The organism is Streptomyces sp. NPDC053431, assembly GCF_044544925.1.
In the GTDB taxonomy this organism is placed as follows: domain Bacteria; phylum Actinomycetota; class Actinomycetes; order Streptomycetales; family Streptomycetaceae; genus Streptomyces.
Genome location: NZ_JBITXX010000001.1, coordinates 68,139 through 80,785, shown reverse-complemented (window position 1 = coordinate 80,785; position 12,647 = coordinate 68,139). Strand labels below are relative to the sequence as shown.

Annotated in this window: 11 protein-coding genes; 2 read left to right on the top strand and 9 right to left on the bottom strand. The window is 72.2% G+C overall.

What is annotated here, in order from left to right; all coding sequences use genetic code 11:
* Nucleotides 1-2: 2 nt before the first annotated feature.
* The 5 genes from ACIGXE_RS00290 to ACIGXE_RS00270 all read right to left on the bottom strand — a co-directional run bounded on the left by ACIGXE_RS00290 (nt 3) and on the right by ACIGXE_RS00270 (nt 4,302).
* Nucleotides 3-848 (bottom strand): carbohydrate ABC transporter permease, encoded by an 846-nt coding sequence (locus ACIGXE_RS00290; protein ID WP_399740690.1) that lies wholly within the window; start codon nt 846-848, stop codon nt 3-5.
* Nucleotides 845-1,828, bottom strand: a complete 984-nt coding sequence (locus ACIGXE_RS00285) for a carbohydrate ABC transporter permease (RefSeq protein WP_399740687.1) — start codon at nt 1,826-1,828, stop codon at nt 845-847. Before ACIGXE_RS00285 ends, ACIGXE_RS00290 begins: the two co-directional genes overlap by 4 nt.
* Nucleotides 1,829-1,843: 15 nt before the next feature.
* On the bottom strand, nt 1,844-3,133 hold the full coding sequence (locus ACIGXE_RS00280) for an extracellular solute-binding protein (RefSeq protein ID WP_399740684.1): 1,290 nt from the start codon (nt 3,131-3,133) through the stop codon (nt 1,844-1,846).
* Nucleotides 3,134-3,400: 267 nt separating this feature from the next.
* Entirely contained in the window at nt 3,401-3,691 is a 291-nt protein-coding gene (locus ACIGXE_RS00275; RefSeq protein ID WP_037879418.1) for a DUF3039 domain-containing protein, read from the bottom strand.
* Between the two features lie 50 nt (nt 3,692-3,741).
* On the bottom strand, nt 3,742-4,302 hold the full coding sequence (locus ACIGXE_RS00270) for a YqgE/AlgH family protein (protein WP_399740680.1): 561 nt from the start codon (nt 4,300-4,302) through the stop codon (nt 3,742-3,744).
* Nucleotides 4,303-4,566: 264 nt separating this feature from the next.
* On the opposite strand from ACIGXE_RS00270, the gene murA reads away from it, so the two are divergent.
* Nucleotides 4,567-5,907: a UDP-N-acetylglucosamine 1-carboxyvinyltransferase gene (gene murA, locus ACIGXE_RS00265; RefSeq protein WP_356066994.1), complete on the top strand. Its 1,341-nt coding sequence runs from the start codon at nt 4,567-4,569 to the stop codon at nt 5,905-5,907.
* Between the two features lie 117 nt (nt 5,908-6,024).
* On the opposite strand, the gene ACIGXE_RS00260 is transcribed toward murA, so the two are convergent.
* From ACIGXE_RS00260 to ACIGXE_RS00245, 4 genes are all read right to left on the bottom strand, one after another.
* Entirely contained in the window at nt 6,025-6,306 is a 282-nt protein-coding gene (locus tag ACIGXE_RS00260) for an HU family DNA-binding protein (protein ID WP_017237029.1), read from the bottom strand.
* Between the two features lie 370 nt (nt 6,307-6,676).
* A complete protein-coding gene (locus ACIGXE_RS00255; RefSeq protein ID WP_399740676.1) occupies nt 6,677-8,116 on the bottom strand; it encodes an NAD-dependent malic enzyme in 1,440 nt (479 codons plus the stop codon).
* A 354-nt stretch (nt 8,117-8,470) separates the two neighbouring features.
* The gene (locus ACIGXE_RS00250; RefSeq protein ID WP_399740673.1) at nt 8,471-10,825 is read right to left on the bottom strand and encodes a HelD family protein; all 2,355 of its coding nucleotides are present in this window, start codon (nt 10,823-10,825) and stop codon (nt 8,471-8,473) included.
* A gap of 78 nt (nt 10,826-10,903) precedes the next feature.
* A complete protein-coding gene (locus ACIGXE_RS00245; protein ID WP_399740670.1) occupies nt 10,904-11,464 on the bottom strand; it encodes an ABATE domain-containing protein in 561 nt (186 codons plus the stop codon).
* 304 nt (nt 11,465-11,768) lie between these two features.
* On the opposite strand from ACIGXE_RS00245, the gene ACIGXE_RS00240 reads away from it, so the two are divergent.
* The gene (locus tag ACIGXE_RS00240; protein ID WP_399740667.1) at nt 11,769-12,599 is read left to right on the top strand and encodes a helix-turn-helix domain-containing protein; all 831 of its coding nucleotides are present in this window, start codon (nt 11,769-11,771) and stop codon (nt 12,597-12,599) included.
* Nucleotides 12,600-12,647 lie beyond the last annotated feature (48 nt).

The window sequence follows — 12,647 nt, the reverse complement described above, 5'->3', positions numbered from 1 at the left end:
CGTCAGTCCTTCACCGCCCCGCCCAGTCCGGAGACCAGGCGGCGCTGTACGAGTACGAAGAGGACGAGCACCGGGATCGTCATCACGGTCGACCCGGCCATGATTCCTCCCCAGTCGTTCTCGTCGGGCTTGAAGAAGACGAGCAGCGCCATCGGCAGGGTCGACTGCGAGGTGTCGCTGACGAGGAAGGACTTGGCGAAGAGGAAGTCGTTCCAGGTCGAGATGAAGGAGAAGACGCTCGTCGCGACGAGGCCGGGCAGGACCAGCGGGAAGAGGATCTGCCACAGGAAGCGGGTGGGGCTCGCGCCGTCGATCGCGGCCTGTTCCGCCAGCGCCTCCGGCACCGCCTTGACGAAGCCGCGCAGCATCCAGATCGCGAACGGCAGCGAGAAGGCGATGTGCGGCAGGATCAGCGCGCCGAGGGTGTTGAGCTGGCCGAGGTCCCGCATGAGGAAGAACAGCGGGATGGTCAGGGCCTCGACGGGGACCATCTGCGCGACCAGGAACATCACGAGCAGGGTGGTCCGGAGCCGGAAGCGGAAGCGGGTCACGGCGGTCGCCGCGAGGAAGGCGATGACGGCGGAGGCGAGCACGACCGCGACCGCCACGACGAGCGAGTTGAGGAAGTAACGGCCGAAATCCTGCTGTTCGAAGACGCGCCGGAAGGAGTCGAGGGACGGGGACAGGGTCCACGGCCGGGGTCGGGTCGACTGGATCTCGCCGGCCGGTTTGAGGGCGGAGAGGACCATCCAGTAGAGCGGGAACGCGACGGCGGCGGCGACGAGGAGGGCGGCGGCCTCGGCGGCGAGGCGCCCGGGACGGCGGATCGGGAGTCCGGGGGCTCTCACAGTTCTCCTCCCTGGCGGCGCAGCAGCCGGAGGTGGACCAGGGTCACCGCCAGCAGGATCAGCAGCATGACGACGCCGATGGCGGAGCCGAGGCCGTACTGGGACGAGGCGAACGCCTTCTGGTACGCGTACACGTTGAGGACCAGGTTCTGGCCGGCGATGCCGCCGCCTCCGGTCATCACGTAGATCTGGGTGAAGACCTTGAAGTCCCAGATGACCGACTGGATCGTGACGACGGCGAGGACCGGCCGAAGCATGGGGGCCGTGACGGAGCGCCAGGTGCGCCATGTGGAGGCGCCGTCGAGGGCGGCGGCCTCCAGGACCTCGGCCGGGACGGCCTCGAGGGCGGCGTGGACGGTGACCGTCACGAAGGGGAAGGAGCACCAGACGACTTCCGCCAGGACCAGGGCGAAGGCGCTGTAGCGCCCGTAGGTCCAGGAGAAGTCGCCGAGGCCGAGGACCCGGTTGACGGGCCCGTGGTCGGGGTCGAAGAGGAAGACCCAGACGGTGGAGCCGGTGACGGCGGGGGTGGCCCAGGCGCCGAGCGCGGCGAGCAGGAGGGCGAGCCGGGGCAGGGCGCGGACGCGGGTGAGGAGGACGGCGAGGGCGCAGCCGACGGCGAGGGTGGCGAGCACGCAGGCGGCGGCGAAGAGGACGGTGGCGAGGAGGACCTGCCGGAACTGGGGGTCGGCGAAGAGCGCGGTGTAGTTGCCGAAGCCCTGGAAGGAGGTCGGCTCCCCACCGCTGACCTGGGCCTGGTCGTACTCCAGGAAGGAGATCAGGCCGAGTTGGTAGACGGGGTAGACGAGGAGCCCGCCGAGGACGGCGAGGGCGGGGAGCAGGTAGAGCCAGGGGGTCCAGGGGGAGCCGGAGCGGCGGCGGGCGGCGGCCCGCCGGGCCCGGGGCCCGGCGGATCGGGGGCGGCCGGCGGGTCCTGGGGGTTCCTCCGTGCGCGTGCGGAGGGAGGCGCTGGTGGTCATCGCGGGGCCCCGGTCTCAGCGGGCCGCCGCGAAGGCCGCGTCCATCTTGCGGGCGGCGTCGTCCGAGGCGGTCCTGACGTCCTTCCGGCCGCTGACGACCTCCTGGAACATCGTCGGCAGCACGAGCGAGGCGTCGATCCGGGCCCAGGCGGGCGAGGCGGGGACGAACCTGGCGCCGGCGCCGAGGGTGTCGATGAAGGGCTTCACGAAGGGCTCCTTCCGCGCCGCCTGCTGCCGGACGTCGGTGAAGGTGGGCAGGAAGCCCATGGCGTCGAAGAGCCGGCCCTGGGTGTCCTTGCCCGCGAGCCGCCGCATCAGGTCGACGGCGAGGGTGCGGTGGGAGGTGCTCCTGAGAACGCCGAGGTTGTTGCCGCCGGCGAAGGCGGGGGCGATGGTGCCGGGGGCGGCGCCGGGCAGCGGGACGACGGCGTAGGCGCCCTTGACGGCCCCCGCCTCGACGGCGGCGTGGCTGAAGTCGCCGCCGATGGCCATGGCGGCCTTGCCGGAGGCGAAGGCGGTGACGGTCGCGTTGCCGCCCATCTGGGCGCACTTGGCGGCGGGGCAGTTGTCGTCGCCGAAGAGGGAGGCGTACGCGGCGATGCCGGCGCGGGCGGCCTCGCTGTTGATCGCCGCCCGGTAGGACGTCCCGTCCTGTGTGGCGAGTTCGCCGCCGTGGGCCCAGACGAACGGCAGGGCGCCGTAGGTGTAGGCGCCGCCGACGGCGAGCCCGTAGAGCTCGGGCCTCGCCTTGCGGACCTTCCTGGCGGTGGCGATCAGTTCGTCCTGGCTCTTGGGGGCGGTGAGCCCGAGTTCCTTCAAGACGTCGGTGCGGTAGTAGAGCGCGCGGACGCCGACGAAGAGCGGGGCTCCGTAGACCTTGCCGTCGACGGTGACGGAGGCGCGGGCGGTCGGGTCGGTGTCCTCGGCGTCGGGCCAGGCGCCGAACTCGGCGGTGACGTCGGCGAGTCCGCCGTCCTTCACGTAGCCGGCGGTGTCGGTGTTGCCGTACTCGATGAGGTCGGGCGCGGACGCCGGGTCGTTGAAGGCGGCCTTGACGCGCTGGGCGCGGGTGTCGACGGGGATGTACTCGACCTCGACGTCGGCCCCCTCGTGCTGCCGCTCGAAGGCGGCGACGACCTGCTCGACGACCTGTTCCTTGGGCTTGTTGTCGACCTCGCGGAAGAGCCAGACGCGCAGGGTGCCGGTCTTCGCGTCGGTCGTGGCGGTGCCGCCGGAGGTCTGCGGGGCGCAGGCGGCGAGGGTGATGAGGGCGATGGGTACGGCGAGGCGGGCAGGAAGCTTCACGGCGGTTCCCCTCCGAGTGTGTTGCAACATACGCAACGAGCGTTTCGTACTGCACAACACGCGTGAGGTTAGGGGCGGTCCCGCACCACGACAAGTGGTCTCAACCACTCTGTGACCGCCGGAAGCACCCCGTGCAACGCGAAAGGCCCCCGGTGCGCGACCACGGAGTGGTACACGCACCGGGGGCCGTTCCGACGACCGGGGGCCAGGGGCTCTACCGGGAGCCGGCGGCGCTGCTCGGAGCCAGGGGCTACTCGCCGCGAGGCGCTACTTGCCCTTGCCGCCCTTGTCCTTGTCCTTGTCCCCACCGGAGCCCATGGACTCGTAGATCTCCTTGCACATGGGGCACACCGGGTACTTCTTGGGGTCGCGCCCCGGGACCCAGACCTTGCCGCACAGTGCCACCACGGGAGTGCCGTCGAGGGCGCTCGCCATGATCTTGTCCTTCTGGACGTAATGGGCGTAGCGCTCGTGGTCGCCGTCACCGTGGGACACCTGCGGCGTCGGCTCGACGAGGGTTCCCGTACCTGCCCCGCGCTCGGGCTCGAGAGTGCTCATGAGGCCAAGGGTACTGAAAGACCCGGGGCGCGGACGCCCGCCCGACTCCCTCAGTTCAGCGAGGGATCGTCCGGATACGTGGCGATCATCGCGAGTTCGCCGCGCTGCCGGCGGAGGACCTGGCGCCAGAGGGTCTCGGGGCGCGGGGAGGAGACGTCGCCGGGCTCGGACTCGACGACGTACCAGGCGCCGTCGCCCAGCTCGGTCTCCAGCTGGCCGGGGCCCCAGCCCGCGTAGCCGGCGAAGATGCGCAGGGCGCCGATGGCCGGGCCGAGGAGTTCGGGCGGGGTCTCCAGGTCGACGAGGCCGATCGCCCCGTACACCCGGCGCCAGCCGAGCGGGCCCTCGTCACCGGGGATCACGGCGAGGCCCAGGGCCGCGTCGAGGGAGACCGGGCCGCCCTGGAAGACGACCCCCGGTTCGCCCGCGAGCTCGGCCCAGGGGGCGAGGATGTCGCCGACCGTCACGGGGGTCGGCCTGTTGAGGACCACGCCGAGGGAGCCCTCGTCGTCGTGGTCGAGCAGCAGGACCACCGCGCGGTCGAAGTTCGGGTCCGCCAGCGCGGGCGTGGCGACCAGCAGTCGCCCTGTGAGCGAGGACACCTCGGTCATGCGACACATGATCCCGCATCTTCGGCGATTACGGGGGGTTGTACGGGCGGGTCCGGGGTAGGTGTGCGCCACCGCAGGTCAGCCCGGGCTCCTGGCGGGTCGTCGGAAACAAGTGGACGGTGACGCTCCGCAAGATCACGGGGACGGAGGGTGTTGTGCCGAATTCATTACATTCGCCAGGCACCCTCAGCCACCCAAGTGGGGTTGCCTTGCCCCTTACCCTTTTCTCTGGCCACCCGACCGACGACCCGGAACGCGAGATTCATGACCGGCACAGACGATGTCCTGCTTGTCCACGGCGGCACCCCGCTGGAGGGCGAGATCCGCGTTCGCGGCGCGAAGAACCTCGTGCCCAAGGCGATGGTCGCCGCCCTGCTCGGCAGCGAGCCGAGCCGGCTGCGCAATGTGCCCGACATCCGTGACGTCCGCGTGGTCCGCGGACTCCTCCAGTTGCACGGTGTGACGGTCCGCCCCGGCGAGGAGCCGGGCGAGCTGATCATGGACCCGACGCACGTCGAGTCCGCCAACGTGGCCGACATCGACGCCCACGCCGGCTCCTCCCGCATCCCGATCCTCTTCTGCGGCCCGCTGCTGCACCGCCTCGGCCACGCCTTCATCCCGGGCCTGGGCGGCTGCGACATCGGCGGCCGGCCGATCGACTTCCACTTCGACGTGCTGCGCAAGTTCGGCGCGACGATCGAGAAGCGGGCGGACGGGCAGTACCTGGAGGCCCCGCAGCGGCTGCGCGGCACCAAGATCCGCCTCCCGTACCCCTCCGTGGGCGCGACCGAGCAGGTGCTGCTCACCGCGGTGCTCGCCGAGGGCGTCACCGAGCTGTCCAACGCGGCCGTGGAGCCCGAGATCGAGGACCTCATCTGCGTGCTGCAGAAGATGGGCGCGATCATCGCCATGGACACCGACCGGACCATCCGGATCACCGGTGTCGACAAGCTCGGCGGCTACAACCACCATGCCCTCTCCGACCGCCTGGAGGCGGCCTCCTGGGCGTCGGCGGCACTCGCCACCGAGGGCGACATCTACGTGCGCGGCGCGCAGCAGCGCTCGATGATGACCTTCCTCAACACGTACCGGAAGGTCGGCGGCGCCTTCGAGATCGACGACGAGGGCATCCGCTTCTGGCACCCGGGCGGCTCGCTCAACGCGATCGCCCTGGAGACGGACGTGCACCCCGGCTTCCAGACCGACTGGCAGCAGCCGCTGGTGGTCGCCCTGACCCAGGCCGCGGGCCTGTCCATCGTGCACGAGACGGTGTACGAGTCGCGGCTCGGCTTCACGTCCGCGCTCAACCAGATGGGTGCCCACATCCAGCTGTACCGCGAGTGCCTGGGCGGCTCGGACTGCCGCTTCGGCCAGCGCAACTTCCTGCACTCGGCGGTCGTCAGCGGCCCGACCAAGCTGCAGGGCGCCGACCTGGTCATCCCGGACCTCCGCGGCGGCTTCTCGTACCTGATCGCCGCCCTCGCGGCCCAGGGCACGAGCCGTGTGCACGGCATCGACCTGATCAACCGCGGCTACGAGAACTTCATGGAGAAGCTCGTCGAGCTCGGCGCCAAGGTCGAGCTCCCGGGCAGCGCGCTGGTCTGAGCGGCCTGCGGGCGCCTCTGAGGGCATACGAGAGGGCGGCCACCCCCAGACAGGGTGGCCGCCCTCTCCGCTTGCCTCAGGCCGCCTGGGCGGCCTCAGCGCGCTGCCTGCAGGCCCTTACTTGCCCTTGGCGGCTTCCTTGAGCTTCGAGCCCGCGGAGACCTTCACGCTGTAGCCGGCCGGGATGTTGATCGGGTCGCCGGTCTGCGGGTTGCGCGCGGTGCGAGCGGCACGGTGGGTGCGCTCGAAGGTCAGGAAGCCGGGGATGGTGACCTTCTCGTCGCCCTTGGCGACGACCTCACCGACGGTCTCGGCGAGCGCGGCCAGAACGGCGTCGGCGTCCTTGCGGGTCACCTCGGCGCGGTCGGCCAGGGCGGCCACCAGCTCACTGCGGTTCATTTCGTTACTCCCGTGTTTCTTCTTGCCTGTGAGGCGGGTTGCCTGTGAGGCGGGCCACGCGGCGGAGCCGCATGATGGGCACTGCGAAGCCGATGCTGCCAGGGCCCTCGGACAGTGCCCGGACCCGGGTCTGGTGACAGACCCTCGCGCCCAGACGCATCCTGCCCCCACCAGCGGCGGGAACGCCAATCCGGCACCCTCTGGGGTCACACGAAAAGCGCCAGTGCCCCGTGGTGGTGACGTAGCGTCGACTCCACACGAACCGTGCGGAGCCGGACTACCACCCTAAAGGCGGGTTTCGGGTGCGGCGACCCGCGACACGCGCCGCGGACCGCCAGGGCGCCCGCCGGGGCGCCCGCCGTCCCGTCCGTCAGAGGAGCGAGCCGGCACCGTCGTTGGCGCCCGCGCCGGCGGCCTTCGCCGCGGTGCGGACGGCGCCGGCGACGGCTCCCGCGACCTTGTCGTTGAAGACCGACGGGATGATGTAGTTCGGGTTGAGCTCGTCCTCGGTGACGACGTCGGCGAGGGCGCTCGCGGCGGCCAGCATCATGTCGGTGTTCACCGTGCGGGACTGCGCGTCGAGCAGACCGCGGAAGACACCCGGGAACACCAGCACGTTGTTGATCTGGTTCGGGAAGTCGGAGCGGCCGGTGGCGACGACGGCGGCGGTCTGACGGGCGATCGCCGGGTCGACCTCGGGGTCCGGGTTCGCGAGCGCGAACACGATCGCGCCCTCGGCCATGGCGGCCACGTCCTCGGCGCCCAGCACGTTCGGGGCGGAGACGCCGATGAAGACGTCGGCGCCGACGACGGCCTCCTTGAGGGTGCCGGTGACGCCCTCCGGGTTGGTGTTGTCGGCGATCCAGCGCAGCGGCGAGTCGGGCGTCGCGTCGACCAGGTCCTCGCGGCCCGCGTGGACGACGCCGTGGATGTCGGCGACGACGGCGTGCTTGACGCCGGCCGCGATGAGCAGCTTGAGGATGGCCGTACCGGCGGCGCCGGCACCGGACATGACGACCCGTACGTCGCCGATGCCCTTGCCGACCACCCGCAGCGCGTTGGTGAGCGCGGCGAGCACGACGATGGCGGTGCCGTGCTGGTCGTCGTGGAAGACCGGGATGTCCAGGGCCTCGCGCAGCCGGGCCTCGATCTCGAAGCAGCGGGGCGCGGAGATGTCCTCCAGGTTGATGCCCGCGAAGCCGGGGGCGATGGCCTTGACGATCTCGACGATGGCGTCGGTGTCCTGGGTGTCGAGGCAGATCGGCCAGGCGTCGATGCCGGCGAAGCGCTTGAAGAGGGCGGCCTTGCCCTCCATGACGGGCAGCGCCGCCTTGGGGCCGATGTTGCCGAGGCCGAGGACGGCGGAACCGTCGGTCACGACCGCGACGGAGTTGCGCTTGATGGTGAGGCGGCGGGCGTCCTCGGGGTTCTCGGCGATCGCCATGCACACCCGGGCGACGCCCGGGGTGTAGATCATGGACAGGTCGTCACGGTTGCGGATGGGGTGCTTCGACGCCATCTCGATCTTGCCGCCGAGGTGCATCAGGAACGTACGGTCGGAGACCTTGCCGAGGACGACGCCCTCGATCGTCCTCAGCTGCTGCACGATCTCGTCGGCGTGCGCCGTGGAGGTGGCGGCGATGGTGACGTCGATACGGAGCTTCTCGTGGCCGGAGGCGGTCACGTCGAGGCCCGTGACGGAGCCGCCGTGGGTCTCGACGGCCGTGGTGAGCTGGGAGACCGCGGTGCCGCTCGCGGGCACCTCCAGGCGGACCGTCATCGAGTACGAGACGCTGGGCGCCGTTGCCATGGCCGTGTTCCTCTGCTTTCCCTAGCTTCGTTGCTACGCCGGCCCGGCTGGTTGCCCGGCGGCGCCCTCCGATCGTCGCACCTACCTGCCGGTAGCAGGTAATACGGTCTTTTCGTTTTCGGAAAGTAGTTTCCACCATACGAGAGACACCGGAGAAACAGAAGAGGCCCCCGTCACCCGAAGGTGACGAGGGCCTCCACACGTGAGCGGCACCGACCCGCCATGCTCGCCTCGCGGCAAGTGGTCCCTCTGAGGGACGAAGGTTGGGCCCGGGGGCTTGGATCGAGCCGGTGCCACGACCAGGCTAACAAACCACCCGCGCACGTGATTCCTCCGGCGCGGGTTGACTTGAAATCAGTCCCGCAGCAGGTCCGGCACCCCGTTCGCGTCCGGCAGGTCGCGGTCGCCCGCGACCACCGTCAGCGCCTGCGTGGACCGGGTCAGCGCCACGTAGAGCACCCGCAGACCGGCCGGCGACTCGTCCGCGATCTCCGCGGGCGAGACGACCACCGTGGCGTCGTACTCCAGGCCCTTCGCCTCCAGGGAGCCCAGGGCCACCACCCGGTCGCCGAGCCCGGCGAGCCAGCCGGCGGCCTCCGCGCGCCGGTCCATGGCGACCACGACGCCCACCGTGCCGTCCACCCGGGTGAGCAGCCGCTCCGCCTCCGACCGTACGGTTTCGGCCAGCTCGCCCTTCTCCCCCACCGGTACGAACCGGGGCTCGACACCCGTCGAGCGGACCGCCTTCGGGGACTCCTTGCCGGGCATCGCGAGCGCGAGGACCTTGGCGGCGAGCTCGGCGATCTCGGCCGGGTTGCGGTAGTTCACGGTGAGCTCGAAGCGGCGCCGCGGGCGGGTGCCGAGGGCCTCGTCGCGGGCCTCGGCGGCCTCGTCCGGGTCGGACCAGGAGGACTGGGCCGGGTCGCCGACGACCGTCCAGGTGGCGTGCCGGCCGCGCCGGCCGACCATGCGCCACTGCATGGGCGTGAGGTCCTGGGCCTCGTCGACGATGACGTGGGCGTACTCGGTGCGCTCGGCCGCGAGCCGCTCGGCCCGCTCGCGCTGGGTCTCCTCCCGTACCGGCATCAGCTCCTCCAGGCCGGTGAGCTGGTCCAGCGGGTCGTACTCGCGCTTCTTGCGCGGCCGGGACGGCGTGCCGAGGAGCATGGCGAGCTCGTCGAGGAGGGCCACGTCGTGCACGGAGAGGCCGGGGCGGCGCAGCGAGCGGGCGAGCCGGCGCACCTCGCCGGGGTTGAGGATCCGGCGGGCCCAGCGGCCGAGCCGCTTCTCGTCGCCCATGGCGTCGAGGACCTGACGCGGGGTGAGTTCCGGCCACCAGGCGTCCAGGAAGCCGAGGAAGGAGTCCTCGGTGGACACGTCCTCGTCGAAGGAGGAGCGCAGTTCGGCGGCGAGCTCGGGGTCGCTGTGCCGGCCGGCCGCGCCGGACTTGGCGTACAGCGCGTCGAGCAGCAGCCGGCGGGCGCGCGGACGGAGCAGGTTGACGGGCGCGGTGCCGCCGAGGACGTTGTGCCGGATGCGCCGGAGCTCGTCGGCGCCGAGCTCCAGGCGGCGGCCGAAGGCGACGACGCGGAGCAGGGTCGGGGTGCCGGCCGGGGCCTGCGGGGCCTCGTCCTCGCCCAGCGCGAGCTGTCCGCCGCCCTGTCCCCCGGCCGGCTTGGGCGCGGGGGTCTCCAGGGCGCCGCGGGCGGCCTTGCGCAGCACGGCGACCATCCGGGAGGAACCCTTGACCCGGGCGACGGCGGGCTCGTCGTAGGCGTCGGCCTCGGCGCCGTCGACCAGCGAGCCGAGGGCCCGGATGGCCACCTGGCCCTCCTCGCCCAGCGAGGGGAGCACGCCCTCGGTGTACGAGACGAGCAGCGGGGTCGGCGAGACGATGAGGATGCCGCCGGAGTAGCGGCGCCGGTCCTGGTAGAGCAGGTACGCGGCGCGGTGCAGCGCGACGGCGGTCTTGCCGGTGCCCGGCCCGCCCTCGACGTAGGTGACGGAGGCGGCGGGGGCGCGGATGACCAGGTCCTGCTCGGCCTGGATGGAGGCGACGATGTCGCGCATGGTGTGGCCGCGGGCCTGGCCGAGCGCGGCCATGAGGGCGCCGTCGCCGATGACGGGGAGCGGCCGGCCGTCGAGGGTGGCCTGGAGCTCGGGGCGCATGAGGTCGTCCTCGACGCCGAGGACCTGGCGGCCCTTGGAGCGGATGACGCGGCGGCGCACGACCCGGCCGGGGTCGACGGGGGTGGAGCGGTAGAAGGGGGCGGCCGCGGGGGCGCGCCAGTCGATGACGAGCGGGGCGTAGTCGGCGTCGAGGACGCCGATGCGGCCGATGTGCAGGGTCTCGCCGATGTCCGCCGTGCCGTCGGCGCGTACGGCGTCCTCGGCGGGCTCGACGGAGGTGTAGGCGCCGTCGGGCCCCTTCTTGCCGTCCTTGCCGAAGAGCAGGTCGATCCGCCCGAAGAGGAAGTCCTCGAACTCGTTGTTGAGCCGGTTGAGGTGGATTCCGGCCCGGAAGACCTGGGCGTCGCGCTCGGCGAGGGCGCCGGGTGTGCCGACCTGGCCCCGCTGGGCGGCGTCGTTCATCAGGAACTCGGCCTCGTGGATCTTCTCCTCGAGACGCCGGTAGACCCGATCCAGATGTTCCTGTTCGACACCGATCTCGCGGTCTCTGACCGTGTCGACGGCTTCCTGCGCGGCCACCGGGCCCCCTTCTCACGTGCACTGGGCAGCCTTCGAGGCTACGCCACCGGGGGGTGCCGTGTCAGGCCTGGTGCCGTGTCAGGCCTGGTGGCGAGCGGGCCGCGGGTGGGCCGCGCGGTGCCGGGCGACCCGGGCCCGGTTGCCGCAGACCTCGCTGGAGCACCAGCGCCGGCGCCGGCCGCGGGAGGTGTCGAGGTAGCAGCGCCGGCAGCCGGGCCCCTCGCAGCGGCGCAGCAGGGCGCGGGCGGCGGGATCGGTGAGCAGGTCGACGGCGTCGCGGGCGACCGCGGCGAGCAGGGCCCGGCAGTCGGGCTCGCCGCTCAGGGTGCGGACGAGGGCACCGGACCGGGTGCGTACGGCCCGGGGCGCGGGCGGCGCGGAGGCGGCGGCGAGGGCGTTGAGCAGTTCCAGGGCGGTGGGCCGGGCGGGCCGGCCCTCGACCTGGGCGCCGACGAGCTCGGCGACGCAGTCGCGCAGTTCCCGGAAGGCGGCGAGCCAGCGCGCGTCGAGGGCGCGCAGCCGGGTGCCGGGCGGGACGAGGCCGGTGGTGCGGAGGAGGCGGGCGAGGGCCTCGGGGTGGTCGAGGGGCTCGGCGGCGAGGTCCAGGCAGACGCGTCCGGAGTCGAACCGCACTGTCATGCTCCTGCCACCCCCTGGTCCGGGAACGTCTCGACCAGAGTGCCCACGGACGGGGCGGGTGGCTAGGGGTACTTCGGGCGGACCCGCGGCGGCGGCCGGCGGCACGCCGGAACGGGTCGGCCCGGGCGTACGGGGGAGCCGCCCGGGCCGACCGGAAACCGGACCGCTCGGGGGAGGGCCGTCCGGTTGTCCGGGTGCGTCCGTGCAGGTCAGCACGGGGCCCCCACAGCATTAACGTTCAACTGTTTATTATCTACGGACCGTTTTTCCTACCAATTCACACACGGACTTATCGGGGGGTGCGGTGAACAAGACGGCGCTTCGGGCCCTCCTCAGGGAGCGCCGCGAACTGATCGCACCCGAGACGCACGGCCTGTCCCGGCCGACCGGCCGCGGCCGGCGCGCCCGCGGGCTGTCCCAGCACCAGGTCGACGAGCTCACCTGCCGCGCGGTCGACACGTACAACCGCCTGGAGACCGGCCGCTACCCGAACCCGCCGGTCGACTACCTGCGGCAGGTCGCCCGCCTCTTCGGCCTCAACGAGCAGGAATGGGTGCTGCTCTGCCGCTACGCCGGGATCGGCGACCCGCCCGGACCGCTGCACGCCTCCTCCGGCCTGGAGATCCCGGGCGCGTGGCAGGAGGCCGTCGACGGCATCGGCCACATGGCGTACGTGACCGACGCCTCCTGGAACCTGATCGCGTACAACCGGCACTTCGCCGACCTGTACCCGGGCGGCCGCGCCCCCGCGAACACGATGCGCTGGATGCTCCTGGACAAGGAGGCCCGCGACACCACGATCACCGACTGGCGCACCGTGTGGGCCCCGCTGGTCCTCCCCCAGCTGCGCGCGGCCCTGGCCGTGCGCCACGAGGACGAGACCCTGCGCGGCATCGAGCGGGAGGTCCGCGCCGACCCCGACCTCGGCCCGCTGTGGGAGGCCGGCGGGGCCCCGATCCACCCGGACGGCGACGAGCGCCCGCTCCGCCACGCCCTCCTGGGCCCGGGCCACGTCACCATCTGCGCCGCCCAGCCCCTGACGGCGCCGGGCTCCCGCCTGATCATCATGATCTTCCGACCCGGGCCCGGGAAGTCCCACCCCCGGGCCCCGATGCTGCGGGCCCGCGTCCCGTAGACGCCCGCGTATGCCCCTGCGACGCGCGACGATGTCCCCGCCCCGGCC